The 25,499-nt window shown below is 45.3% G+C and carries 22 protein-coding genes; 12 read left to right on the forward strand and 10 right to left on the reverse strand.

Annotated elements, in window-relative coordinates; genetic code table 11:
• Positions 1-35 precede the first annotated feature (35 nt).
• The 9 genes from prfB to I3248_RS06890 all read left to right on the forward strand — a co-directional run bounded on the left by prfB (position 36) and on the right by I3248_RS06890 (position 12,707).
• A protein-coding gene (gene prfB / locus I3248_RS06850; protein WP_198013319.1) for a peptide chain release factor 2 occupies positions 36-1,131 on the forward strand; the annotation gives its coding sequence in 2 pieces (ribosomal slippage) (positions 36-107 and positions 109-1,131; 1,095 coding nt in all).
• A gap of 246 nt (positions 1,132-1,377) precedes the next feature.
• Positions 1,378-1,662 (forward strand): pyrimidine/purine nucleoside phosphorylase, encoded by a 285-nt coding sequence (locus tag I3248_RS06855; RefSeq protein ID WP_238063071.1) that lies wholly within the window; start codon positions 1,378-1,380, stop codon positions 1,660-1,662.
• Positions 1,663-1,866: 204 nt separating this feature from the next.
• Entirely contained in the window at positions 1,867-2,997 is a 1,131-nt protein-coding gene (locus I3248_RS06860; protein WP_238063072.1) for a DNA topoisomerase IB, read from the forward strand.
• 173 nt (positions 2,998-3,170) lie between these two features.
• Complete coding sequence (locus tag I3248_RS06865) at positions 3,171-3,956, forward strand: SDR family NAD(P)-dependent oxidoreductase (protein ID WP_238063073.1); 786 nt, start codon at positions 3,171-3,173, stop codon at positions 3,954-3,956.
• Positions 3,957-4,052: 96 nt separating this feature from the next.
• Positions 4,053-4,622 (forward strand): L,D-transpeptidase family protein, encoded by a 570-nt coding sequence (locus tag I3248_RS06870; RefSeq protein ID WP_238063074.1) that lies wholly within the window; start codon positions 4,053-4,055, stop codon positions 4,620-4,622.
• A gap of 303 nt (positions 4,623-4,925) precedes the next feature.
• Positions 4,926-7,523: an ATP-dependent chaperone ClpB gene (gene clpB, locus I3248_RS06875; protein ID WP_238063075.1), complete on the forward strand. Its 2,598-nt coding sequence runs from the start codon at positions 4,926-4,928 to the stop codon at positions 7,521-7,523.
• A gap of 177 nt (positions 7,524-7,700) precedes the next feature.
• Positions 7,701-8,933 carry a PQQ-dependent sugar dehydrogenase gene (locus I3248_RS06880; RefSeq protein WP_238063083.1) on the forward strand — a complete coding sequence of 411 codons (1,233 nt, stop codon included), beginning with the start codon at positions 7,701-7,703 and terminating at the stop codon, positions 8,931-8,933.
• A 196-nt stretch (positions 8,934-9,129) separates the two neighbouring features.
• Positions 9,130-10,779, forward strand: a complete 1,650-nt coding sequence (locus I3248_RS06885; RefSeq protein ID WP_201557741.1) for a BCCT family transporter — start codon at positions 9,130-9,132, stop codon at positions 10,777-10,779.
• A 266-nt stretch (positions 10,780-11,045) separates the two neighbouring features.
• Entirely contained in the window at positions 11,046-12,707 is a 1,662-nt protein-coding gene (locus I3248_RS06890) for a BCCT family transporter (protein ID WP_201557733.1), read from the forward strand.
• A gap of 143 nt (positions 12,708-12,850) precedes the next feature.
• On the opposite strand, the gene I3248_RS06895 is transcribed toward I3248_RS06890, so the two are convergent.
• The 9 genes from I3248_RS06895 to dnaQ all read right to left on the reverse strand — a co-directional run bounded on the left by I3248_RS06895 (position 12,851) and on the right by dnaQ (position 22,224).
• Positions 12,851-13,186, reverse strand: a complete 336-nt coding sequence (locus I3248_RS06895) for a hypothetical protein (RefSeq protein ID WP_238063076.1) — start codon at positions 13,184-13,186, stop codon at positions 12,851-12,853.
• 375 nt (positions 13,187-13,561) lie between these two features.
• The gene (locus tag I3248_RS06900) at positions 13,562-13,918 is read right to left on the reverse strand and encodes a DUF3144 domain-containing protein (protein ID WP_025645791.1); all 357 of its coding nucleotides are present in this window, start codon (positions 13,916-13,918) and stop codon (positions 13,562-13,564) included.
• A gap of 103 nt (positions 13,919-14,021) precedes the next feature.
• Entirely contained in the window at positions 14,022-15,188 is a 1,167-nt protein-coding gene (gene metK, locus I3248_RS06905) for a methionine adenosyltransferase (RefSeq protein ID WP_025645793.1), read from the reverse strand.
• 184 nt (positions 15,189-15,372) lie between these two features.
• On the reverse strand, positions 15,373-15,969 hold the full coding sequence (locus I3248_RS06910) for a DJ-1/PfpI family protein (protein WP_238063077.1): 597 nt from the start codon (positions 15,967-15,969) through the stop codon (positions 15,373-15,375).
• A 22-nt stretch (positions 15,970-15,991) separates the two neighbouring features.
• Positions 15,992-16,687: an endonuclease III gene (gene nth / locus I3248_RS06915; RefSeq protein WP_201602245.1), complete on the reverse strand. Its 696-nt coding sequence runs from the start codon at positions 16,685-16,687 to the stop codon at positions 15,992-15,994.
• Positions 16,688-16,741: 54 nt separating this feature from the next.
• On the reverse strand, positions 16,742-17,617 hold the full coding sequence (locus tag I3248_RS06920; RefSeq protein WP_238063078.1) for an RnfABCDGE type electron transport complex subunit B: 876 nt from the start codon (positions 17,615-17,617) through the stop codon (positions 16,742-16,744).
• A gap of 96 nt (positions 17,618-17,713) precedes the next feature.
• Positions 17,714-18,724, reverse strand: coding sequence for an NAD(+) diphosphatase (nudC, locus tag I3248_RS06925; RefSeq protein ID WP_201602250.1), 1,011 nt, complete (start codon positions 18,722-18,724; stop codon positions 17,714-17,716).
• Between the two features lie 19 nt (positions 18,725-18,743).
• Entirely contained in the window at positions 18,744-20,426 is a 1,683-nt protein-coding gene (locus I3248_RS06930) for a hypothetical protein (RefSeq protein ID WP_238063079.1), read from the reverse strand.
• Between the two features lie 85 nt (positions 20,427-20,511).
• Positions 20,512-22,224 carry a DNA polymerase III subunit epsilon gene (gene dnaQ, locus I3248_RS06935; RefSeq protein WP_238063080.1) on the reverse strand — a complete coding sequence of 571 codons (1,713 nt, stop codon included), beginning with the start codon at positions 22,222-22,224 and terminating at the stop codon, positions 20,512-20,514.
• Positions 22,225-22,422: 198 nt separating this feature from the next.
• Between dnaQ and I3248_RS06940 the strand changes: the two genes are divergently transcribed.
• Together I3248_RS06940 and I3248_RS06945 are read left to right on the forward strand one after the other, a co-directional pair.
• Positions 22,423-22,980: a hypothetical protein gene (locus I3248_RS06940; protein WP_025645805.1), complete on the forward strand. Its 558-nt coding sequence runs from the start codon at positions 22,423-22,425 to the stop codon at positions 22,978-22,980.
• Between the two features lie 105 nt (positions 22,981-23,085).
• A complete protein-coding gene (locus tag I3248_RS06945) occupies positions 23,086-23,388 on the forward strand; it encodes a hypothetical protein (RefSeq protein ID WP_025645806.1) in 303 nt (100 codons plus the stop codon).
• Between the two features lie 150 nt (positions 23,389-23,538).
• Here the strand turns inward: I3248_RS06945 and I3248_RS06950 are convergent, their stop codons facing one another.
• On the reverse strand, positions 23,539-24,021 hold the full coding sequence (locus I3248_RS06950) for a YkvA family protein (RefSeq protein WP_238063081.1): 483 nt from the start codon (positions 24,019-24,021) through the stop codon (positions 23,539-23,541).
• 168 nt (positions 24,022-24,189) lie between these two features.
• Here I3248_RS06950 and I3248_RS06955 point away from each other — a divergent pair, with 168 nt between their 5' ends.
• Positions 24,190-25,413 (forward strand): LD-carboxypeptidase, encoded by a 1,224-nt coding sequence (locus tag I3248_RS06955; protein ID WP_238063082.1) that lies wholly within the window; start codon positions 24,190-24,192, stop codon positions 25,411-25,413.
• The last annotated feature ends 86 nt before the right edge of the window (positions 25,414-25,499 follow it).

Raw genomic sequence — 25,499 nt, forward strand, 5'->3', positions numbered from 1 at the left:
AAAGACACTATTATTTAATACATACAGGAACACTGATGGAAATTAACCCATATCAAGAGCAAATCAAAGACTTATCGACGCGTGGACAGGACCTGCGGAGGTATCTTTGACTTCGATGGTAAGCAAGAGCGCTTAGAGGAAGTCAATTTAGAGATGGAGAGTCCGGAGCTGTGGAACGATCCGGAACGTGCCACCAAAATTAGCAAAGAAAAAAGTCAGCTCGATAGCGTCATCGAGATAGTGGTATCGCTTGAGACTACGCTTGAAGATGCCGCTGCAATGCTAGAGCTCGCGGTCGAAGCCGAGGATGAGTCCCTGCTCAAAGATGTGCAAAGCGAGCTTGATAGTGCTGAAAAACGCGTCGCCGATTTGGAGTTTCGCCGGATGTTCAGCGGTGAGATGGACCCGAACAACTGCTATTTGGATATCCAATCGGGTAGCGGCGGCACCGAGGCCCAAGATTGGGCGGAGATGCTACTGCGCATGTACACACGCTGGGCGGAGGCGCACGGCTTTAAAGTTGAGGTTATCGAAGTATCTTCAGGTAGTGTCGCCGGTATTAAGTCTGCCACTATCGAGATCAAAGGCGATTATGCTTTTGGCTGGCTGCGCACTGAGATTGGCGTGCATCGCTTAGTGCGTAAGTCGCCTTTTGATAGTAATAACGGTCGTCATACCTCGTTTGCGGCTGTGTTTGTGTCGCCTGAGATTGACGATGATATCGATATCGATATCAATCCTGCTGATCTGCGGATTGACACTTATCGCTCATCAGGTGCTGGCGGTCAGCACGTCAATACCACAGACTCGGCAGTACGTATCACCCATGAGCCAAGCGGCGTAGTGGTCACTTGCCAAAACGAGCGTAGCCAACATGGCAATAAAGCCACCGCAATGAAAATGCTACGCGCTAAGCTCTATGAGCTTGAGATGCAAAAACGCATGGAGAGCCAACAAGCGGTAGAAGATAATAAGTCTGACGTCGGTTGGGGCAGTCAAATTCGCTCTTACGTGCTCGATGACTCGCGGATCAAAGATTTGCGTACTGGCGTTGAGACCTTTAATACCGGCGCCGTACTCGACGGCGATTTGGATCAATTTATCGAAGCGAGTCTCAAAGCAGGGCTGTGATTTTAATTCTCAAAGTAAGTTTTTAAAGTATTTTAATAAAATTATATATCTTGACGTAGGCTGGTGCTTTAGCCCTGAGAAGCGTTTAAAAATTGCCCTGCAATTTTAGCTTTGCAAGTGAAATTCTTTAAATAGAATTTCGTTATTAGTTGATTTTGAACAATAACTGCTCAACTTAAAGTACCAGCCTCCAACTATTAAATGCAAACAGTATTTAATGAAAGCTCATCCATTTAAGGAATATCTATGCCAAGCGTTAATCAATATTTTGATAATAAAGTGGCGTCCATCGCCTTTCAAACCGCTACTCTTCCTGCCACTGTTGGTGTGATGGAGATAGGCGAATACGAATTTAGTACTAGCGAATTTGAGACGATGAGTGTCGTGAGCGGGGCACTCACTGTCAAGCTGCCAGATAATGATAATTGGCAGACTTTTGCGGCGGGCGAGCAATTTACGATTGAAGCGGATAAAAAGTTCAACGTTAAAGTCGAAGTCGAAAGCGCTTATTTATGTACTTACGGTAAATAGCATTATTAGCGACAACGTTAGCAATAATTTCAGTGCCATAAAATGCCAAGCTTAATGCTTGGTTTTTTTATTTTTTAATCATTCTACCTTTACACAGCTCTACATATTCTCTGCGTCAATTTAACAGTAAACAGCGCTTTAATTTATTATTCTAAATCATCAACAGTTTACTTTTAAAATAATGAATTACAAGGGTTTTGGTTTATGGTGAATAAGGCTCAAGTACAGGCGGCTCTAGATCTTCGTCATGATTATGAGCGCCTAGCCAAGCAAGCAAACCTGCGCTATGTCAGCGATGATGAGCCGGGTTTTACCCGCCGCCGTCATGGTCGCGGCTTTACCTATCGAGATGCAGCAGGCAATACGGTCAAAGATAAAAAACTGCGCCAACGTTTTGAGGCTTTAGTCATTCCGCCGATGTGGTCTGAGGTGTGGATATGCCAACATGAAAACGGTCATCTCCAATCGACAGGGCGCGATGGCAAGGCGCGTAAGCAGTATTTGTATCATGAGCTATGGGATAGTGTGCGTGATCGTGCCAAATTTGAGGCGATGATTGGCTTTGCGAGCGCTCTGCCTAATCTGCGCGCGCAAGTCGAAAAAGATTTAGAAGCTGAGACTTTATCGCATGATAATGTGCTTGCGGCAGTGGTGAAGTTGCTAGAGACGACTCTCATTCGTATCGGTAATAGTCGCTATGCTAAGCTCAATAAAAGCTACGGCCTTAGTACTTTACGTAGTAAGCATGTGAGTGAAACAGAGAATGGCTTGGCCTTCGATTTCGTTGGTAAAAGTGCCAAAGCGCATCATATCGAGCTACAAGACGAGCGCTTGATAGACATCGTACAGTCTTGCTCTGAGCTGCCTGGCTATCAGATTTTTAAATATTTAGATGACAATGGCGACAAACGCGTGGTTGATAGCTCTGATGTCAATGAATATCTACGCCTGCATCTGTGTGAGGATAATAACGCCGCCTCGGACTGCACAAGTAGGCTCTACAGCGCAAAAGACTTTCGCACTTGGATGGCCAGTGTGCTGGCCGCCAGTTATTTATATGATGAGCTACAAAACGGAAACGGCGAAGCCATTTTAGCCAGCGCCCCTGACAGTAAGCTGCGGCAAACGTTAGTCACTGAGATGGTCAAAGATGTCGCTGAAGAGTTAGGCAATACGCCAAGCGTCTGCCGTAGCTCCTACATTAATCCTATTATCATTGAGAAGTTCTTGGCAGGCGAGTTTTATGAAAATTATAAACAAGCCCGGCGCGGACGAACTAGAGAGTATCAGAGCTTAGAGGAAAAAGCGCTGCTTCGTTTTTTGGATAACTCATGAGTAGATGAATAGCTCTAAGACTTCTTAGATAAAGCTGTTATCTTTTATATCGTTAAGATAGTTTATTTATTCCTATCTTAACGATGTAAGCGCATCGTATATATAATCGATAATATATACACTAAGAAGACATACACTAAGGGTCATCACCTACAAACGATAAGGGAGATATCATGCAAATACAGGGAAACAGTTTTTTAGTCACTGGCGGCGCTTCAGGGTTAGGCGAAGCCGTGGTTCGCGCTATCACTGCGCAAGGCGGAAAAGTAGTCATCGCGGACCTCAATGAAGAGGCGGGGACAGCTTTAGCCCGTGAGCTTGGCGATAGCGTTCGCTTTGTGCGCTGTGATGTCACCAGCGGCGATGACGTACAAGCGGCAGTCGCTACCGCTGAGACGGACTTTGGTAGTCTGCAAGGCTCTATCAACTGCGCGGGCATCGCTGTGGTACAAAAGCTACTCGACCGTGACAATAACCCAGCGGATCTAGAGGCGTTCACACGCGGCGTTACTATCAATCAAGTCGGCTCGTTTAATGTCGCACGTTTGGTGGCAGCTAGTATTGCTAAGCGTGTCGCCGCCAATACCAACGCTGATAGTGCGCAAAATGCCGATAACGGTATTATTATTAATACAGCGTCTATTGCAGCTTTCGATGGGCAAGTCGGGCAGGCCAGTTATGCGTCATCGAAAGCGGGCGTGGTTGGTATGATGTTGCCACTAGCGCGTGAGCTGACGCGTCATGGTATTCGCGTTATGACGATAGCGCCAGGGGTGTTTGCGACGCCGATGATGCACAGTATCCCAGAAAAGGCCCGCGAACAACTAGAGGCAGCTGTCCCTTATCCAAAACGTTTAGGCGCTCCTGAGGAGTTTGCTAAGTTGGCGATGCATATTATCGATAATGCCTATCTTAATGGTGAAGTGATACGCTTAGATGGCGCGATTCGTATGGTCTGATAGCTTAGCTCTTTTTCTATTCATAACTTCTGCACAAACCTTGACATAGAGATCTGTTATCTTGTGACTAAGCTCACTTAATAAGAAGCAATTTCTATGTCATTTTCTCGATTATCATCTCGCAAAACCAAACCCTTCTCTTTGGCTATTCTGATGCTGATAGTCGTTAGTATGATAAGTGTGAGCGCGCTGGCCTTGGCCAAAAATAGCAGCAAGCACAATCAAGCTATCCATACAGATGTCACTATCGATAAAGTTTATGTCGATAAGTCCGAGCGGGTATTAAAGCTATTAAGTGGCGATCGAGTAATCAAAACTTATCACATTGCTTTAGGGGATAGCCCAGTGGGACATAAGCGCCAAGAAGGCGACGAGCGCACACCGACAGGGAGTTATATTCTTGATTATAAAAACGAAAACTCTAACTACTATCGCTCCATCCACGTCAGTTATCCTAACGCCGCTGATAAAGCCCAAGCCAAAAAACGCGGGGTCAGTGCGGGCGGTGATATTATGATTCATGGACAAAAAAACGGCCTTGGTCATCTGGCGGCTATTACGCAGCAGCGTGATTGGACGGATGGCTGTATTGCGGTGACTAATGATGAGATGGATGAGATTATGAGCGTATACAAAGCAGGAATGCCGATTGAAATTGTAGAATAGCTTAGCGTTTTTTATCGTCTCATGAGCCAGTTATAGCGTTTGTTCTGGATAGGGCAAGCGCTTTTTTATTAGCAATAAACTCTTATTTAGGTACTTATTTTTCTTTAAAAATTCTTGAAATAGCACTGATAAATACTTATTAATAAACTAGTCTTTATATCATTGCTAATAGTAAGGTTTTTTATTGTTTTTCGCTTGAATTGACTGTCACTATACCTTATATAGATAGCAACCAAAGGCAAACGGGCTAACCTAATACTTATAAAAGCCTGTTGCTATGATAAATTATCAAAGGATAACAATATGAGATTTGAGAAATTTACCCAAAAGTTGCAATCTGCAATACAAGAAGCGCAAAGCTTAGCGTTAGGACGTGATCACACAGGCATAGACCCTGTGCATCTGCTTGCCGTACTGCTACAAGATGAGTCAAACATCGCGATCTGTCAGCAGGCCGGCGCATCCATTCCGGCGCTAAAAAATGGCGTGGCCAAAGCACTCGATAATCAAGCAACTATTAGCGACCCAACAGGCGATGTCAATCTAAACCCAAACTCGGTGAAGATTTTGAACTTAGCGGATCGCCAAGCACAAAAAGAAGGCGATGATTTCATTGCCACTGAATGGGTGCTATTGGCACTGGCGGAGCAAGGCGAAACCAAAAAAATATTTGAAAGTGCAGGCGTGACAGCCAGTCAGTTAAAGGCTGTGATCGAAAAATTACGTGGAGACGAAACGGTGGACAATCAAAATGCCGAAGATCAGCGTGATGCGCTAAACAAATATACTATCAACTTAACTGAGCAGGCTGAGCTGGGTAAGCTAGACCCTGTCATTGGCCGTGACGAAGAGATTCGCCGTACCATTCAGGTGCTCTCGCGCCGCACCAAAAATAACCCTGTGCTCATTGGTGAGCCAGGTGTCGGTAAGACAGCCATCGTCGAAGGCCTAGCACAAAAAATCATCAATGGCGATGTGCCAGAAGGTCTACGCCGTAAGGAAGTGTTGTCCTTGGATTTAGGTGCATTGATTGCCGGTGCTAAGTTCCGCGGTGAGTTCGAAGAACGTCTCAAAGGCGTGCTTAGCGACCTTGCCAAGCAAGAAGGTAACGTCATCTTGTTTATCGATGAGCTGCATACCATGGTCGGCGCGGGTAAGTCAGAGGGCGCGATGGATGCAGGCAATATGCTAAAGCCTGCACTGGCGCGCGGTGAGCTACACTGCGTCGGCGCGACGACGTTAGATGAGTATCGTCAATTTATCGAAAAAGATGCCGCCCTTGAGCGCCGTTTCCAAAAAGTATTGGTCGATGAGCCAACGGTTGAAGACACCATTGCGATTTTGCGTGGTCTAAAAGAGCGTTATGAGCTGCATCATGGTGTCGATATCCAAGACAGCGCAATCATTGCCGCAGCGCGCATGAGCCATCGTTATATCACCGATCGCAAGCTGCCTGATAAAGCGATTGATTTAATCGATGAAGCAGCCAGTCGCCTGCGCATGGAGATGGACAGTAAGCCTGAAGCACTCGGTAAGCTCGATAGCCGTCTGATTCAGCTAAAAATGCAGCGCGAAGTACTCAAAAACGAAGAAGATGCCGGCGCACAAGCAGAGCGTAAAGTGCTTGATAGCCAAATCGAGGAGCTAGAAAAAGAGTACGCCGATCTCAATGAGATTTGGCAAGCGGAAAAAGCGCTGGTTAAAGGCTCTCAGCAGCTAAAAGACGAGCTGGACAAAGCGCGTATCGCTTATGACAAAGCCAGCCGCGAAGGCGACTATGAGACCATGAGTAAGCTGCAGTACGAGACGATTCCACAGCTTGAGCGCCGTATCACAGAGTCTGATTTGGCCGAGCAAAAAGAGCTGGCAGGTGATAATGGCGGTGCCAAACTGCTGCGTAATAAAGTCACGGACAACGAAATCGCAGAGGTGGTGGCAGCCGCGACGGGAATTCCTGTCAGCAAAATGTTGCAAGGCGAGCGTGACAAGATGTTGGCGATGGAAGACAAGCTGCATGAGCGCGTCATCGGTCAAGATGAAGCAGTCGAAGCAGTCGCCAACGCTGTGCGCCGTAGCCGAGCTGGGTTGTCTGATCCCAACCGCCCATCGGGTTCGTTCTTATTTTTAGGGCCTACGGGGGTTGGTAAAACTGAGCTGACCAAATCACTGGCCAACTTCTTGTTTGATAGTGAGGATGCCATCATCCGTATCGACATGAGTGAGTATATGGAGAAACACAGCGTCAGCCGCTTAGTGGGTGCGCCTCCAGGCTATGTCGGTTATGAAGAAGGCGGCACCTTGACCGAAGCGGTACGCCGTAAGCCTTATAGCGTGATACTGTTTGATGAGGTCGAAAAAGCGCATCCTGATGTGTTTAATATCCTCTTGCAAGTGTTAGACGATGGACGTTTGACCGACTCACAAGGCCGCGTGGTTGACTTCAAAAACACGGTGATTGTGATGACGAGTAACTTAGGCTCTCACAAAATCCAAGAGATGGTCGGCGAGAGCTATGAAGACATCAAGTCTGAGGTGATGGATTCGGTCGGACAGCATTTCCGCCCAGAGTTTGTCAACCGTATCGATGAGATTGTGGTATTCCATCCGCTTGGCATGTCGCAGATGGCTGGTATTGCTGACATTCAGTTGCAGCGTCTACGTCAGCGTCTCCAAGAGCGTGAGATGGATATCGAGCTGTCAGCCGATGCGATGCACAAACTAGTCGCTGTTGGTTACGATCCGGTGTATGGCGCACGTCCGCTAAAACGTGCGATCCAGCAAGAGATCGAAAATCCATTGTCATTAAAGCTATTGGCTGGTGACTTTGTCGCAGGTGATATCATCAAAGTCGATGTCGATCAAGATGATAGATTGACTTTTAATAAGCTTAGAATGAGCTAATAGTCATTTTAGATTGAGAGCCAATCTCTAAGTAACACTAACCCTTTATCTGCCATAGTAGATAAAGGGTTTTTTGTTGCATAATTTCTGGGCGAAGTTACATGAGGCTTGCTATATTAGAAGACAGATGTCAGCGATAAATAAAAATGAGATTAAAGATATTAAAGGATGAACGCTATGCCAATCGACAGCAAGATGAGTAAAAACAAGAAAGTTAGTTTACCGCTAATGGTAGCCGCTCTACTATTTAGCACTGCGGCCTGCTCAGAATCAGCCACTCCTGTAGCCAATACACAAGACGTTGACATTAGTACTAGCGAGCAAACAGAAGACAGCAAGCCTAGCTTTACTACCCAAGTGATCGCAACCTTTAATGAGCCATGGGCGATGACTGCACTACCAAAAACAGGAAATGACGCGCTTGAGTTGCTAGTCACGCAAAAGTCGGGCGAGCTATTTGTGGTCGATACGCAGACGGGAGTCAAAACCCAAGTCGCAGGTGTGCCAGAGGTGGCTTATGGCGGACAAGGCGGCTTAGGAGATGTGACTTTAGCGCCAGATTTTAGGGCAAGTAATGCTATTTATATCAGTCATGCCGAAGCGGGCAGTGGTGCTGATAGTAATAAATATGGGGCAAAGGTTATCAAAGCGACGCTCAGCGGTTTAGATACCGAGAAGCCAAGTTTGCAAAACATCAGCACTATCTGGCAGCAAAACAAAAAAATCGATGGGCAAGGGCATTATAGTCATCGCTTATTGTTCTCACCTGATGGGCGTTACCTTTATATCAGCTCAGGCGATCGTCAAGAAAAACAGCCTGCGCAAGATATGAGCTTAAATCTTGGCAAAATTATCCGCTTGCATCCTGACGGGACTGTCCCTAGTGACAATCCTTATGCCAACAATAATGACATTAGCGCCCAGTTTTGGAGTACGGGTCATCGAAATGTACTCGGTATGGCGTTTGATGAGTCGGGCAGATTGTGGAGCAATGAGATGGGACCGCGTGGCGGTGATGAGTATAATTTAATCGTCAAGGGCAATAACTATGGCTGGCCTGTGGTTTCAAACGGTCGTAACTATTCTGGCACAGACATACCCGACCATGATACTCGTCCTGAATTTACTCCTCCTAAAGTGAGCTGGACGCCTGTTATTTCACCATCGTCTTTGAGTATTTACACCTCAGGCAGTCAAAATGACTTTCCAGCATGGCAAGGCAATGCTTTAATGAGTGGCTTATCCTCTAAAGCGCTTATCGTGGTCGATATGGACGCGGTAGGTAATGCCAGTGAGCGCTATCGCTATGATATGGGCGCAAGAATACGAAATGTATTAAGCGTAGATGGTCAGGTATGGCTACTGGAAGATGGCGATAACGGCAGATTGCTACATTTATTACCACAGTAAAACCAATGTCAATTAATCATAATGCTATGGTCATAACATGGCAGTAGTTTTACTAATAGTGAAACAATGTTTTTTAATTGATGACTTATAACTTTGTTTCTATTCAATAAAGACTTGTAAGTACTTGGTTTATAATTGATAGTTGCGCGTTATCTTGATAAGGTAAACTCCCAAAAAATTTAAGGTTATTTAACGAATGGATCATGTAAAGGTTGAAAGGCTTGGCCCTTTTCCTAGGGTAAACAAGCCCGTCTTCATCACATCGAGTATTCTTATTATTGGTTTTATTGTTTTTGGCGCATTTTTCACTGAGACTGCTGGTGCGCTTTTTAGTTATCTGCAAAGCTTTATTACGACTAATTTTGGCTGGTTCTTCATTTTACTTATGAACGTGGCTTTAGTCTTTTGTATTTATCTTATAGCAAGTCGCTACGGCGATATACGTTTGGGTCAGCAAACCGAGCGGCCGCAGTACAGTCTGGGGTCTTGGATTGGTATGCTGTTCTCAGCAGGTATCGGTATCGGTCTAGTGTATTGGGGTACGGCTGAGCCATTATACCATTACATGGCGCCGCCAATGGCTGAGCCTGAGACCATGGAGGCCGCTAAGCAGGCGATGAATATCTCGTTTTTGCATTGGGGCTTACATGCTTGGGCTATCTATACTATCGTCGCGTTATCTTTGGCCTATTTTCATTTTAGACGCGGATTACCGCTGTCCATTCGCTCAACTTTGTACCCTATATTGGGTCAAAAGATTTATGGGCGCTGGGGACATACGGTCGATATTTTAGCCGTCTTTGGTACGATGTTTGGCGTTGTGACCTCGCTAGGTTTAGGAGTCATGCAGATCAATTCAGGACTTGAAAACCTATTTGGTCTTACGAATAGTCTTGCTGTTCAGTTTGTCATTATCGCCTTTATTACTCTGCTGGCTTGCGGATCTTTAATGCTTGGTCTTGATAAAGGCATCAAGCGTTTGAGCGATCTCAATATGGGTCTCACCGGCCTTCTGCTAGCCTTTATAGTTATTTTGGGTCCAACACTATTTATCTTTGATAGCTTCTTTGAAAACATTGGTAATTATCTGGCGGCAGTCGTTCCACTTAGTTTTTGGGGCGAGTCGTATAGTGGTACCGATTGGCAAAGTGGCTGGACGATATTTTATTGGGCATGGTGGGTAAGCTGGGCACCATTTGTTGGGGTGTTTATTGCTCGTATCTCTCGTGGTCGTACCATTCGTGAGTTCACTTTAGGTGTGCTACTGATACCGATGACTATTTTGTTCTTTTGGTTCACAGCCTTTGGCGGCGTAGCTATCCATATGGAGCTGTTAGCAGCGCTTGATCCTGCTCTAGTAAGCCCTGGGCTGATAGAGGCAGTACAAGCAGACACAGGTAGCGCAATCTTTAAGTTGGTTGAGTATTATCCATTCGCTAAGCCTATTACCTTGTTGATCGTCATCATGATTGTCTTGTGGTTTGTCACCTCGTCTGATTCTGCAAGCTTTGTCATTGACATGCTAACCGCAGGCGGCGATACTAATCCACCAAAGATTCAACGTCTATTTTGGGCGACGGCAGAAGGCTTTATTGCCGCAATCTTGCTCGCAGCAGGTGGTCTTGGCGCTCTGCAAGCAGCAGCGATTGTTGCAGGGCTACCCTTTGCCATTGTCATTTTTGCCATGATGTACGCGCTGTGGCGTGGTCTTGGCCGTGATCGCTTGATCCTTTATCGTGCGCAGCAGCGTTTTATTACTGATGAGTCTATCGATCATAATACCGCTGATGAGTTTACCGATGAGCATCTACTCAAAGGACCGCCAAAGATCGTCAAAGGCGATTAATCTTCAGTTAAGTACGTTAAACTTTATTATTAGTCTCAATCTTTAAACAGATTGAGGCTTTTTTTATATCCATGATAAAAGCTAAAATAGCCTAAGCGATTGTATTGATAATAGCTTTTAAGGCTCAAAGTTCGATTCGCTATAGCAAAATATCCTTGATTCTCTCTAAATTATTTTTGCATATTAACCACTGTATTTTTAATATTGCATTTGATAATCACCCTATATCTTGATAAGGTGACGCAATTTTAACTTTTGGACACGCTATGGATCATGTAAAAGTTGGCCGCTTAGGCCCTTTTCCACGGGTAAGTAAACCTGTGTTCTTGACCTCAGCTATTTTGATTTTGGTCTTTATTATCTTCGGCGCTTTTTTTAATGAGCAAGCTGAAGTGGTGTTTAATGAGGCAAAAGCGTTTGTCTCGTTGCGCTTTGGCTGGTTCTTTATCGTAGTGGTGAATCTAGCCTTAGTCATGAGTATCTATATGATATTTAGCCGTTATGGCGATATCAGACTAGGTCATCAAACTGAGAGGCCCGAGTATAATCTAGTCTCATGGATTGGTATGCTCTTCTCAGCAGGTATCGGTATTGGTTTGCTGTATTGGGGTACTGCTGAGCCGTTATATCACTTTATGGCACCGCCATTAGGCACGCCTGAGAGTGTTGAAGCCGCTAAGCTTGCGATGAATATCTCATTTTTGCATTATGGGTTCCATGTTTGGGCCATCTACGGTATCGTCGCTTTGGCGTTGGCTTATTTCCATTATCGTGTCGGCCTACCTTTGGCCATTCGCTCAACCCTGTATCCTTTACTCGGCAAAAAAATCTATGGACCTATGGGTCATACGGTAGATACACTTGCCGTATTTGGGACGATGTTTGGGGTGGTGACGACGCTTGGCTTAGGGGTGTTACAGATCAACTCAGGTCTAGATACGCTATTTGGTGTACCTAATAATATCACTACACAAATCATTTTGATTGCTATTATTACTGTATTGGCAGGCATGTCGCTGTTTTTGGGTTTAGATAAAGGTATCAAGCGCTTAAGTGATCTGAATATCTTATTCACAGTCATCTTGCTCAGCTTTGTGATTATCTTAGGTCCGACGCAGTTTATCTTTAATAGTTTCGTTGAAAACGTTGGTAACTACTTGCATCAAGTGATTCCTTTAGGTCTTTGGACTGAGTCTTATGAAGGCCAAGATAACTGGCAGTCATCTTGGACTATCTTCTACTGGGCATGGTGGATTAGCTGGTCACCTTTTGTTGGTGTATTCGTCGCTCGTATCTCACGTGGCCGTACGATTCGCGAGTTTATTTTGGGTGTGTTATTAATCCCCATTACTATTCTTTTCTTATGGTTCACCGCTTTTGGTGGCTCAGCAGTACACATGGAGCTGATGGCTGCAGCTGATCCAAGTGTGGCAAGTCCTGGTCTTATCGAGGCAGTCAAAGCCGATACTGGCAGCGCAATCTTTAAGCTAATGGAATCGTATCCATTAACTGCAGCGGTCAACCTACTCATCGTGATTATGATCGTGCTTTGGTTCGTGACCTCGTCAGATTCTGCAAGTTTCGTTATCGATATGTTGACCTCTGGTGGTGATACCAATCCGCCTAAGATTCAGCGTCTATTCTGGGCAGGTACTGAAGGCGTTATCGCAGCGGTACTCTTAGCAGCTGGCGGTTTAGGGGCTCTGCAAGCGGCATCGATTGTTTCAGGCTTCCCATTTGCTATCGTGATTATGATTATGATGTATTCACTACTGCGTGGTTTGAGCCGAGATCGTCTGATTCTGTATCGTAATAAGCAGTGGTTCACTACTGAGGAGTCTGCTGAACACAACTCAGCTAACGAGTTCCGTGATGAAGATCTGTTAACAGGGCCTCCTGACTTAATCGTAGAGCCCAAAGATAAGTAAGACAGGTTCAATCTGACTTTGTAGAAAAATGACCATTCGTAAGAAAAGCCCTAGCTTATATATTAAGCTAGGGCTTTTTTATGGGTGATAGCGGGTAAACATTCGTAATCATTGAATATGAGCATTGGTTTATAAGCTTTGGTTTATGAACATTGTCCTTTGGTATAACCGATTGCAGTGGCTGTGCCACATGCGGAGCAAGCATTACCCGCGGTACGATAGTTGAATCCTGAGTCGGTCTTTGTTTTGACACATACTGGATCGTACTGCATGGTACACATGGTTTGCTCAGGGTTATAAGGGGGACATTTGTTAAAAGGGTTGTCACTAGGTATCTGCTTGCCATATTCCACGGTATGAATAGCCGCATCGTCTAGGGTATTGACACTTGGAATATTACTACAGCCAGCTAACGCCATAATAGCTGACAACCCTAGTAATAAAGAGCTTAGTCTCCATGATTTGAGTACAGGGTTCATAGTGGTATCTCCTTATCAGTATTGTTTGATTATGTGCTGTAATCGATCTAGTCACCTTGATTAGTGACAAAGTCTAAATTCATAGTAGCTTATTTATCATCAGTCAGCCACTAAGTTGTTATCGTTGGCGAAAATCTCAGGCTATTACATAGGCTTGAGGGTATCACTGATATAAGTTTGACTGGCGTGCCTTACTCCTTTTAGTTTATTTTAGACGCACGCTCGTAGCCTACAGCTGATTTGTAGGCATTGACCATACGGCTATACCAATAAAAAACCCTAAGCTTATGATTAAGCTTAGGGTTTAATAGGGAGATACTAATGAGCATAAGACTTTAATGCAACTTACAAGCTAGGCAAACGCTAAGAATTTGTTTATTCGCCTACTGTATCGTTTTTATTAAGCTGCACATAGTTATCGAAGTTTTGTGCGTAGTCAGTAAGATTGTCGCTGAGCATTTGGCGGTACTGCTTGGTATAAAACTCGATAATGTCCTCTTTTTCTTTGGCAAAATCCTCCCCTTTTACAAAGCCAATAGAGGCGACCGAAGCGCTGTAACGCGCGGCAGCATAAAGTAGGGAAGCGCCGACTTGGCCTGAGTGTGCCTTTTCGCCGAGTTGGCTATTAGCAACGCCGATAATCTCATCAGCGCGCTGATAAAAAGACTGCATCTCAGGAGTGATCTCGACATTGTTTTCGATATTGTCTGTATTGGTAGTATCGTTTGGCATATTGGCGTCAGACATAAAAGACTCCGTTAAGTAAATGAGTTAAATAGTATGTTATTTCAATAGTCTAAATTTTATAGAATAGATAGTAATCTTGCTTTTCGGACTACAGACCGGCATCGGCTTTGAGTATCTCAGCCTTATCAGTTTTTTCCCAAGTAAATGCGGTCTCAGACCCAGGACGACCGAAATGACCAAAGGTTGAAGTTTGCTGATACATGGGCTGCAGCAGATTGAGCATACGCGTGATGCCATAAGGACGTAAGTCAAAATGCTTACGAATCAGGCGAATAATCTCGTCATTATCGATTTTGTTGGTGCCAAAGGTGTTGATAGAAATAGAAGTCGGCTCTGCCACACCAATAGCGTAGCTGACCTGCACTTCGCAGCGATCAGCAATGCCAGCTGCGACAATGTTTTTGGCGACGTATCGCACCGCATAAGCGGCACTACGATCGACTTTAGAGGGGTCTTTACCACTAAAAGCCCCGCCGCCATGACGAGCCATACCGCCATAAGTATCAACGATGATTTTGCGGCCGGTTAGACCCGCGTCGCCGACAGGCCCGCCAATCACAAACTTACCGGTTGGGTTGATGTGATAGCGCGTGCCTTTATGCAGCAGATCAGCTGGTAGCACATGCTTGATGATGTTCTCCATGATAGCCTCTTGCAAGTCCGCTTGTGAGATACTAGGATCATGCTGAGTCGATAGTACTACCGCATCAATAGCGACAGGGCGATTGCCATCATAGTTGAGTGTTACTTGTGCTTTGGCATCAGGTCGGAGCCATGGTAGCTCGCCTGCACGGCGCAGCTCAGACTGACGCTGCATCAAGCGGTGGGCATACTCGATAGGAGCGGGCATCAATACATCCGTCTCGTTACTGGCATAACCAAACATTAGACCTTGATCGCCAGCGCCTTGCTCTTCTGGGCTACTACGATCGACGCCTTGGGCAATCTCAGGCGACTGCTTGCCGATCATGTTGATAACCGCGCAAGTCTCACCATCAAAACCTAAGTCCGAATGATGATAACCGATACCATTGACCGTATCACGAACGATACGCTCGATATCAATGTTAGCTGTAGTAGAGATTTCACCAGCTAATACGACCGCGCCTGTTTTGACTAAAGTCTCACAAGCGACGCGCGCGTGCAGATCTTCACGCAAAATGGCATCGAGTAAGGCATCAGAGATTTGGTCAGCCATTTTATCAGGATGGCCTTCGCTGACAGACTCTGAGGTAAATAAACTGTATTCACGCATAATGGGATCGCTTAATGGCAGGGACTGTTATAAAAACGAGTCAGTATTTATTAAAGGTTATAAAAATAGAAAAATGAGTCAAAAAAATTACCATATCTTACCGTGATTTGCTCTAAAACTCTAGAGCGTCTTTACGAATAGGATAGAGCTTTAGTTATAATAGTTAGGATGCTGTTGTTTGATATCAAGGCTCATAAAAGCTATCAAGTTTACTATCTTGTTGCCAGTGATACTCAGTATAGTTAGCGATCCTTTGAGCAGTTTTTATACCATGTCTATCGGCAATAAACCCGAGCGCCATATCTATTCCTGCGCTGACTCCTGAGGAAGTATAAAACTTTCCGTCAACTACCCAGCGCGATTCTTGGACCCAGTGTACTTCCTCAGATTGCGTGCTTGCCCATTGCAAAGCTAGTTTATTAGAAGTGGCTTTTCTATTGTCCAACACACCTGCTTTGGCTAATAGTGCGCTGCCGGTACAGACGCTGAGCACCCAATCAGCGTGAGTGCTCAATGAGACTAAAGCCTGTAAAAACTCACTATCACTAATTTTTTGCCGCGTACCCATGCCGCCTACGATTAATAAGATAACCGTTGAATAGTCCAATTCAGCAATGGCCGTCGTTTGTATAGCAATGCCATGATTATTACTAATAACACCACCTAACAGTGAACTATATTGAATCCGGTAATGCTCAGGTAAGCTCCCAAACATTTGAATAGGACCAAATAGGTCTAAGGTTTCAAAGTTATCAAATAAGAGTGCAGTTATTGTTTGCATTGAATTGACTCAATATAAAAGGTCATAACTCCAAAAATTTAGCTTTATCCTTAAACATACATTCCTCATACACCGGACAAGCACCGCATTTCGGTGTGCGCGCTTGACAAGTATAGCGTCCGTGTAAGATCAGATAATGATGGGCATCTACTAGCATATCTTCTGGAATACGCGCGACTAGCTTTTGCTCAACGATGAGCACATTTTTGCCAGTTGCAAGGCCAGTACGATTACCGACCCGAAAGATATGGGTATCGACCGCCATAGTGGGCTGACCAAATGCCGTATTAAGCACCACATTAGCAGTCTTGCGGCCGACGCCTGCCAATGACTCAAGGTCTTTACGATTATCAGGCACTTGACTGTCAAACTTATCAATCAAGTCGCGGCAAGTCTTTATCACGTTTTTAGCTTTTGAATTATAAAGACCAATGTTCTGAATATAAGGTTTGAGTCCTTCCTCACCCAAAGCATAAATGGCTTCGGGCGTATTAGCGACAGGATAAAGCTGATTTGTCGCAATATTGACGCTGACGTCAGTGGCTTGCGCGGAGAGAATAACGGCGATAAGCAGCTCAAAGTTACTGTTGAAGTGCAGCTCAGTGACGGGCTCATCTATCGTTGCCGCCAGCTTTTCAAAGAATGGCCGCACATTGCGCTTAGGCATCAGTCTCGATGGCGGCGTATTAGCGGTTTTATGTTTAACGGTTTTACTCATAAGATGATGTCTTAGTTTGACTGATTTTTATCACGTGGTTCGTTATAGCGTCCATTAAAGGGTGGCAAGCTCTTCTTGTAAGGCGCTAAGCTCGCTTTGCTTAGCGGCATTGGGACGTACGCTTAGCTGCTTTTCTAGCTTTTTGATTTTGCTGCGTAGTTTTGCTGCCGCAATAGTATTTTTGGCTTGTTGCTCGCTGATATCGAGAGCTTGGCTCGCGGCATTATTGAGCTTAGCCTCTACCATGCTGACGACGGGCTTGGCATTACTACTATCGGCCAGCTGTTTGGTGACCCGCCTTAGATGAGTATGATAACGCTGGCGCAGATCGTCTTGTTCTTGTTCGCGCTCGGCAGCTGTCAGCTCGCGATGCACTGTCACTAGATCAATGCAGTCGACAGGACAAGGCGCTAGACATAGCTCGCAGCCAGTACACAGATCGGTAAAGATCGTATGCATATGCTTACCGGTACCGACGATAGCATCGACCGGGCAGGCAGGGATACACTTAGTACAGCCGATACAATCGTCTTCACGGATGATGGCACGCACTTCGGTTGGGCGCATCGTCGTGTCATCTATCGGCCACTTGGAGGGCTCGGCCATGACAGGAGTGTCGGCACTGCCGCTACTAATAGAGCTATGACTGCTATCGCTATCTACCAGAATTTGGGCAATCGCATCGGTGACCGGCTGTCCGCCAGGCACGCATTTGTTATGAGGTTCGTCATCGACGGCGATCGCTCTTGCATAAGGCAGGCAGCCATCCGGATGGTCACAAAGCCCGCATTGGGTCTGTGGTAAGCAAGCATCGATCTGAGCGATTTTAATTTGCGTCGCCTTTGGTAGCGACTCTAACGCTCGAGTATCGAATAATAGCGGCAGATCAGCTAGGCGAGTCGGTAAAGGGTGAGTATGATTGTCAGACATGGAGTACTGGCCTTAAAACGGGCATGTAATAAATAATACAGAATAAATAGTAGAGGTTAAATAATATAGATAATGACTAGCAGTCAAAATAGACTTTTATGCAAGCGTAACCCCTTGCTCTTCAGCAATTTGAGCAATGAGGTCGTAAGCAATGCTGCCTTTGAAGGGTATCTTTGGCAGGTTTGATAAATCAAAAAAGTCTGCGTGCGACAGCTCATCTTCTTGCAGTACAAGATCGCCACTGTCATAACTGGCCCGAAAGCCGAGCATTAAGTTAGAAGGAAACGGCCAAGGCTGACTGCTGACGTAGCGAATGTCTGATAAGCGAATACCGACTTCTTCAAACACTTCTCTTACCACTGCATGCTCTAAGCTTTCCCCAACTTCTACAAAGCCTGCAATCAAACCATATTGTAATGGCAGAGTGGTCTGACCATAGCGGTGATGATGCGCTAATAGTATTTGCATCTCGCCGGACTTAGGATTTGGGCGAGTAATGGCCGTAATCACACATGGCTGTACTCGCGGATACTGGCGTAAGCGGCAAACGCTGCATACCATCGCCCGCTCGCCAGAGTCCGCTGCACGGACCGCCGCACCACAGCGACTACAAAACTGAGTATCCGCTTGCCATCGCAGCAGCTGCATGGCCTGACTGATCTGATCGGCGAGCGCTACTGGAATCTGAGTGAGCAGCTGCCGATAAGAGATAAAAGCGTTTATAGCGCCATTGTCATCAGCATCATTTGCTTGAATGTCAGTTTGGTTGATTGCCGCTGAGATGGACTCAATATCATCGCGGATAGTCGGTAGCGTGAGTTGATTGGTTTTTGCATAGTGATAGCTGATAGCATACGCGGCCGGAGCATTATTCGCTGGATGAACAGCTTCATCACTTATGCTGCTATTGCTGCTGTCTCTTTGCCAATGTGCACTTTGCTGCCAATGGCTTGGCGCTAAGCTCTCTAACAGTTCGACACAGCCTAACTGATAAGGGGGTAGGTTGCGGTCTGAATCAGCCGAGAAGTCGATAGATAAGGGCTGCCAACCTTTAGGCGTCCTGCGACATAAGACAGTATCTTTTTCGATTATAAAAGCAGCACTCATTGACATCTATCCAAAATCTTTAGGCGGCTAGTAGTTGGCTTAAGCTATGCTGACCGACATCTAGCGAGCGTTTATTTACGGGACGATTATTCTCAAAACCATCTAGGCGATAATCCACGGACATGAGTACATCCGCCATGTGACTGAGGGTTTGCTCGCTTAGAGGCTGTGCGTTTGTTAGACAGGTCTGGGTGAAGCTTGCCAATTGACTAAACATATTTGCCAAAGCAGGTAATTCTAAGAAACGTAGCGCTCCTGCGACCTGGCAGATCATCTCTGGAAACCCATCTAACATGGACAGATGCGCGTCATCTGCAGTGATATAAGTGGTGATGGCGTGCTCGGCTTTTGTGATGTTACTACGGCTCTCTTGTACTAAAACATCATAGGCCGTATCAAGCTGATGCAAGGAGATTCGCTGGTTATTCAGCGATAAGTTAGTCGCGCCAGGCGTATGCATTTTTGCCATTGTAATCGAAGCATTTTCGGCCGACATGAGCGCTAACAGCAGCTCGTCAAAATCTTCAGGTTTTGGGTCGTCCCACTTAGCAACTGCGTTAGCTGTATTAGTGAGCAGAGCTGCGGTGTCGCTTAGACCTAATAGGTGCAGGGCAGAGCTCAACTTAGCTATTTTGGTTGCGATATCAGTAGGCTCGATAGGGGTAGCGGTGACAGTATTGCTGCGTGCGTAGCTATCCACTTGCTCTTTGATGAGGTTGATCTTTTCTTGGATGAGCTCGTTTGAGATGTCAGTGATGGCGCGGTTGGGGCCAAACAAAAAGCGTTTCATCTGTTCGCGCTGTGATGACTCAAGCTGGTTATTGGCGTACTGCTCACGCAGCTTTTGCGCTTGCTCATTATCACGGCTACAAGCGAAGCTGACCAGATCAGCAAAACGAATATCCATCACTGGCAGATAGCTATTAAACTGCTGCTCTAAGTAGATTAAGGTATGTTTTTGGCTTAGAGACAAAGGAAGCTGAGTTTCAATATCGACTATTGCTGCTGCAGCAGCTTGCCAAAATAAGCTGTTACTGTGGCCTGCGATATAAGCACAGGCAGCGCTCATTGCTTCGAGTTTCTTAGCTTCACGGGTCGAGATATTACAATCTGTATTAGCCAATAAAATGCTAAGACCGTTACGATAAACGTTGGTTAATAAATGACTATCAAGCCCGAGTGTATCCAAGGATTGAAAATTCTCTTCAGGGTTTGCGATGATCACGCTGCTACGGCCAAAGTCGGCAAAGTAGTCAGTATCAATAGGTGCTTCATCGCCATAAGCTTGTAGCTTATGGATAATAGGCAGTAATAAGCTTGGCTCTACGGTCTCAGTCAATAGCACGAATTCAACATAACGATCTAAGGTCATTATCGCCTCTGAGAGATCCATAATCAACGCGATATTGGTATTGTCTTGACTGTCATGCAGCTGCTGTAAGCCTTGGGCGATCGCTAAGCTTAATACTTGACCGCCTTTAAGCGATATCAGCTCAAAAATACGCGATAACTGGGTTAGGACTTCGACTGATTCGAGCAATAAAGGCGCTTGTGCTTGATTGTCATTAAAGTCGCTCAAGTGGATTTCAGCGTTTTTTAGGGTAACTATGACCTCATCATGCAATAAGTGCAAAGAGGGTAAGTCAAAGTTGGTGATACTAAGCGTAGGCGCGCTCAACATGGTTTGCTCAGACTGACTCATCGTGTTCCCTTATCGATTATTATTAATAGCCATTAACGGATGATAGCGTATAGCGTTTAAATTCCATAGTACTTCTTATCATAGCTTACCAATTCGATAAGCTATCATTCATTACTGGATAGTCTTCAGCCAAATTCATAAACCAATCGCGATTTGCCTTATCATCTTGGCTGGAATCCAGCAGTAGCGTGGCTAAATTGGCAAAGGTAGCATGAGCGGTCTGGCCGCCGTCGCCAGCACTATCTTCTTCAATCGCTAATGATACTTGACCACCAGTCATCGCCAGATAGACTTCCGCCAAAATCTCCGAATCTAGTAAAGCGCCGTGAAAGGTACGGTCTTGCTTACCGACATCTAAACGGCGCACTAGCGCATCTAGCGTATTTTTTTGCCCTGGATACTGCTGCTTAGCCATCAGCAGTGAGTCAGTGACTTGTACCCGCTGGGCAAAGTCCGATAGTCCGACTTTGTCAAATTCCATAGTCAAAAAGTTCATATCGAACGCGGCATTATGAGCGATGATTTCGGCACCATCCATAAAGTCATAAAGCTTTTGGGCAACTTGATCGAAAGTCGGTTTATCTTGTAAGAAGGCCTCAGAGATACCATGAATACGTATCACCTCTTCATCCATACCGCGCTGCGGGTTGATATAGACATGAAGCTTTTCACCAGTGAATTTACGCCCCACCAACTCAACGATACCCACTTCGATGATGCGATCGCCTTTTAGCGCATCAAGTCCCGTCGTTTCAGTATCCATGATCAGTTGACGATTGCTCTCACCGCGGTGCGTAGGCGTTGGCAGTAGCGGCTTGAAATTAGGGTTGGCGCGGCTCGTATCACCATCGAATTCTGGCAAAGCAGCCGCTTGCGTATCAGGGTGCTGTAAATCGGTTTCGGCAGTCATATCTGTACTCGTAGTATCAATCGTAATAGAGGGCAAGACGCTTGGGTTATCTTGGTCATTTGTGCTATTTAAAGTAGTATTTGAATGGGCATCTAAATGAGTATCGGCGGTCTGATAAGGCTGGCTAGTCGATTGAACTGCAGTCATGTGGTCTGGACTAGGGTCCACCTCAGCTTCTAGCTCGTCAGTGCTGTTGTCCATACTATCTACGTTATCAATGCCGTTAATGTCTTCAAAGTTATCGAGTCCTAAAGGGTCAAAGCTTAACCAGTCGTCTTTATCAAGCGCAGACTCATTAGTCGCGGCTTTTTTTTTATGACTATCATCAGCGCTATTTGCGGTACTATCGGCAGATAAATGATCATCATGCTCACTACTGACTGTGACACCAAGATTGGCAAGCTCATCGGCTTTTTCATTGCCTGCGTGTCCGGCATGACCTTTTACCCAGTGCCATTCTACCTTACGATTTTGGCATAGCGCGTCAAGCTGTTGCCATAAGTCTTTATTCGCCACCGGCTTTTTACTTGCTGTTTTCCAGCCGCGCTTTTTCCAGCCGTCAATCCAGTCGGTAATACCATTTTTGACATAGCTTGAGTCGGTCCAGATCTCTAAGGTAATATCGCGTGCGCTATGCTGCAAGGCTTGTATGGCGCCCATCAGCTCCATACGGTTATTGGTGGTGGCGTCTTCACCGCCGTATAGATCTTTGGTTTGTCCATTACTCAAAATAAGATGTGCGCCCCAGCCACCAGCGCCGGGATTACCTTTACAAGCACCGTCAGTATAAGCGATAGTAGTATTGGCTTTGGCGGCTAAAGGGTCTGCTTTATTAGACGCAGCCGTCTGCATAGCTTTAGTTTGGGCGGCGGAACGATTATCTGACATAAAAACTCGGCGGTAAGGGAGTAAGGTCGATGTTAAAATAGAGAGTTTGATTATAGCAAATCTATAACCGATAAGGCGACTGGGAGACACAAAACACTATCATCACAGATCTCAAAAGCAGCGCTCACATTTTCTGTTAGAATGATAACGGCACTCTTTAAATCCCAATCCAAAACAATAATGTAGGAAGACTTGACGATGGCTAAAGGCGCAGATGTTATTGGTAAATCCTTTACGACCTTGCTCACTAGTATAACCGCCTGTAGCGTATTATGGCTAGCAGGCTGTAGCGATAGTGACCCTGAAGCTACAAGCGTTGAGTCTACAGTGTCTCAGGCAGATGTTTCTATATTTGCAGGATGCTATACCGTAAGCTTTGATGAACCAGCACAAATAAAAGTCAGTGAGCAAAATGGAAAGTGGGTCATGCAAATGAAAGAGCCTGCCAGTAGTGGGCGAGTTTGGGATGATCCTGAAGTATTAGAGGTCGTAGACAATGAGGAGATTCCAACATTCTTCTCGATCGATCCCGATAATGTCGATGCGGTCATCGCTCGTCCTGATAGGGTGCTAGTGTTAGCGCATGTTAAACCTGCTTATGCCAATATCGACCCTTTGCTCGATAGTGAGTATTTGTCTTATATTTACCGCGGCGCTAATACTATTTATCGCGTCGAGTGCGATGAGGTCAATACTGATATTTTGGCTGATCCGCATGCCAATATCGTCATCGATAACGTCGATGAAAGTATTTAAACCTTATGCCAGTGCTGATATTAGTTAGTATCAGTGCCGCTACATCGACGGTAGCGCACGTGGCAATATCCTATAATTAAATGGTCAATGATCGAGTCAGGTATTATGAATTTTTTGAGTTACGTGGTGTTAGGCGGCCTCTCTTATGCCGCAGGCTGGTTGATTCGCACAAAAGTCTTAGATAAAGAAACACCAGAGCAGCCTTATAATCTAAAGCATCCCGCTATCTTAGGGTATATGGGCGGTTTTTTTATTGTTATGCTGATTGTCTCTTGGTTGATTGGCCGCTATATGCTAGGGCATATCCATATTGACCTAGCCTTTATTATCGTCAATAGCCTCGTTGCAACCTTTGTGTTCTCCTTTGGACTCAATCCAGAAAAGTCCAGCTACCATGTCCCAGATTAACGGTTTATAGTAGTTGTCCCTAGAGTAAGTGCCCTTAGAATAGCTGTCACTAAAATAGTAGAGATAAACAAACGAAACCACGGCCAACGAGATACTCTCATTCGCCGTGGTTTTATTGTGCAGCGATAATAGAATGAAAAGTTAATGAGCTTATGATTTTTTATCCGTCTCGCTATCTTTATCCTTTTTAGCTGACTTCTTCTCTTCTTTGCCTTTTGCTTTAGTGTCTTTGTCTTCTTTACTGTCCGTATTTTTATCGCTAGCTGCCGTTTGCTCGTTTTTCCATTTTTTGTACTTTGATAGATCCTTTTCTACCAGCTTTAAACAAAACTTTAATACTAGAGCGTCATCGATGCGACCGATAAAAGGAATAAAATCAGGGATAATATCAATCGGGTTCAAGACATAAAGCAGGCCAACCACTGCCGCTGATATGGTCTTGTAAGGAATATTGCGATAATTGCCTTGATAATAGTCTTTGACTAAACTCATAAGCAACAGTAGATCTTTAGCGTAACGTTCAAGCCCGCGATCGCTTTCGACTTGATCCTTTAATTTATCTTCTTTACTGACAATCAGCTTGATACTTTCTAATAGCCCTTTGTCATCTTTTTCTTTATTTTTATCACTCATATAAAAAATCCTTGTTTTTTATTCATTGTCGTTGATTATAGTTTTTACGCACTATTTAGCTAGTTGCTGTTGTTAGCTACTATAGCAAGGGTAAGCTTGAGCGCCAAATGACTAGATAGGGTATTATGTATCGTTTTATTAAGTCTGATTACAGTTTGCAGGATAGTGATGACTAAGAAAATAGTATCTAAGCTCAACCGCCGACAGTTTTTGCGTCATTTGGGCGTAGGGGCGAGCGCCAGTTTATTAGTAAGCCAAAGTATGGTGAATGCGTTGGCGAATGACGATTTATTAGTGACTGATAACCTGACCGCGCTCACTAAAGATGAGTTACCGTCTGCAGTCTCTGGGTCTGAGTCGCCATCTCAGCAGTTAAACCAGACAAGCCAGTGCATTAAGCCAACCATCGAAACGCGATTATTTGCAAGCTCAAACGTCGGCAGTCATGATGCTCGCAACCAGCTGGCATTGCAGCGCGTAGCCTGTGCTGGCTTGCAAGTGCAAAACCCTGAGGTTGCCCGCCGTCAGTATCTACGTTTCGCTGGTACTGATGCGCAGCGAGCAAGCGACTTACAAAACATCGCGACAGGCGCGATTAGCGCACCAAAACTGCTGCTTGGCGTGCGCGGTGGTTATGGCGCCTCTCGTCTATTGCCGATGGTTGATTGGGCGACGCTAGGCCGTGTTATGCAAGAGCGTGGCACTATCTTGACCGGATTCAGTGATGTTACCGCTATTCAATGTGCGCTGCTCGCCAAAGGCAATATGAGCTCGCTGGCAGGACCTATGCTCTATAGCGAGTTTGGTAAAGCCATGCCGGACCGCATCAGTTGTCGTCAATTTGTAGCCGCTTTAACCGATCCGAATCTCACTATTGACGTCGATAACGCCGATCTTACCAGTCCAAAGCTGCCGCCTATTTTGGCAGATAACGATAGCCGCTCAATAACGGGAACGATTTGGGGCGGTAATTTGAGCGTAGTATCGGCACTGACAGGCAGTGAGTATCTACCGCGTATCGATGGCGGCATTGTGTTTTTAGAAGACGTCGGTGAGCAGACTTATCGTATCGAGCGTATGCTCTATGAGCTATATCTAGCAGGCGTGTTCAAAAATCAACAAGCCATCGTATTCGGTGCATTTTCTGGAACTGGTGAGGACAGCTATGATAAGCGCTATGATGTAGCAACTGTCGTTCGTCAGTTGCACAAGTTAACAGGGTTACCGATATATAGTGGCATGCGCTTTGGCCATATCGCGCAAAAAGCAAGCTTCCCATTAGGAGCGTCTTGTACGATTAACCCTAATACGGCGGGTAGCTATCAGCTAAGCTTTGCAGATTATCCAACTATTCACGCCAGCGCTCTTCATGTTGAAGGGTTATGGGCTTAATTGCTAGCATCTAGGCAGTATAATAGTTCTTAATAACCCCAGTTCGGGATAAGCGCTCAAAAAAAAGATAAAAAAAGAAGTCCAAA

It is taken from the genome of Psychrobacter sp. Ps3 (genome assembly GCF_022129275.1).
GTDB classification, from domain to species: Bacteria; Pseudomonadota; Gammaproteobacteria; order Pseudomonadales; family Moraxellaceae; genus Psychrobacter; species Psychrobacter submarinus.

What these genes read in the sequence shown, in the direction of transcription:
- I3248_RS06900 (WP_025645791.1), bottom strand. Translation starts at nt 13,918, where the DNA reads ATGCCAAACGATACTACCAATACAGACAATATCGAAAACAATGTCGAG.
- I3248_RS06930 (WP_238063079.1), bottom strand. Translation starts at nt 20,426, where the DNA reads ATGAGTCAGTCTGAGCAAACCATGTTGAGCGCGCCTACGCTTAGTATC.
- I3248_RS06955 (WP_238063082.1), top strand. Translation starts at nt 24,190, where the DNA reads ATGACTAAGAAAATAGTATCTAAGCTCAACCGCCGACAGTTTTTGCGT.
- nudC (WP_201602250.1), bottom strand. Translation starts at nt 18,724, where the DNA reads ATGAGTGCTGCTTTTATAATCGAAAAAGATACTGTCTTATGTCGCAGG.
- dnaQ (WP_238063080.1), bottom strand. Translation starts at nt 22,224, where the DNA reads ATGTCAGATAATCGTTCCGCCGCCCAAACTAAAGCTATGCAGACGGCT.
- I3248_RS06880 (WP_238063083.1), top strand. Translation starts at nt 7,701, where the DNA reads ATGCCAATCGACAGCAAGATGAGTAAAAACAAGAAAGTTAGTTTACCG.
- I3248_RS06865 (WP_238063073.1), top strand. Translation starts at nt 3,171, where the DNA reads ATGCAAATACAGGGAAACAGTTTTTTAGTCACTGGCGGCGCTTCAGGG.
- clpB (WP_238063075.1), top strand. Translation starts at nt 4,926, where the DNA reads ATGAGATTTGAGAAATTTACCCAAAAGTTGCAATCTGCAATACAAGAA.
- I3248_RS06950 (WP_238063081.1), bottom strand. Translation starts at nt 24,021, where the DNA reads ATGAGTGATAAAAATAAAGAAAAAGATGACAAAGGGCTATTAGAAAGT.
- I3248_RS06910 (WP_238063077.1), bottom strand. Translation starts at nt 15,969, where the DNA reads ATGCAAACAATAACTGCACTCTTATTTGATAACTTTGAAACCTTAGAC.
- I3248_RS06885 (WP_201557741.1), top strand. Translation starts at nt 9,130, where the DNA reads ATGGATCATGTAAAGGTTGAAAGGCTTGGCCCTTTTCCTAGGGTAAAC.
- I3248_RS06945 (WP_025645806.1), top strand. Translation starts at nt 23,086, where the DNA reads ATGAATTTTTTGAGTTACGTGGTGTTAGGCGGCCTCTCTTATGCCGCA.
- I3248_RS06855 (WP_238063071.1), top strand. Translation starts at nt 1,378, where the DNA reads ATGCCAAGCGTTAATCAATATTTTGATAATAAAGTGGCGTCCATCGCC.
- I3248_RS06860 (WP_238063072.1), top strand. Translation starts at nt 1,867, where the DNA reads ATGGTGAATAAGGCTCAAGTACAGGCGGCTCTAGATCTTCGTCATGAT.
- I3248_RS06890 (WP_201557733.1), top strand. Translation starts at nt 11,046, where the DNA reads ATGGATCATGTAAAAGTTGGCCGCTTAGGCCCTTTTCCACGGGTAAGT.
- metK (WP_025645793.1), bottom strand. Translation starts at nt 15,188, where the DNA reads ATGCGTGAATACAGTTTATTTACCTCAGAGTCTGTCAGCGAAGGCCAT.
- I3248_RS06940 (WP_025645805.1), top strand. Translation starts at nt 22,423, where the DNA reads ATGGCTAAAGGCGCAGATGTTATTGGTAAATCCTTTACGACCTTGCTC.
- I3248_RS06870 (WP_238063074.1), top strand. Translation starts at nt 4,053, where the DNA reads ATGTCATTTTCTCGATTATCATCTCGCAAAACCAAACCCTTCTCTTTG.
- I3248_RS06920 (WP_238063078.1), bottom strand. Translation starts at nt 17,617, where the DNA reads ATGTCTGACAATCATACTCACCCTTTACCGACTCGCCTAGCTGATCTG.
- I3248_RS06895 (WP_238063076.1), bottom strand. Translation starts at nt 13,186, where the DNA reads ATGAACCCTGTACTCAAATCATGGAGACTAAGCTCTTTATTACTAGGG.
- nth (WP_201602245.1), bottom strand. Translation starts at nt 16,687, where the DNA reads ATGAGTAAAACCGTTAAACATAAAACCGCTAATACGCCGCCATCGAGA.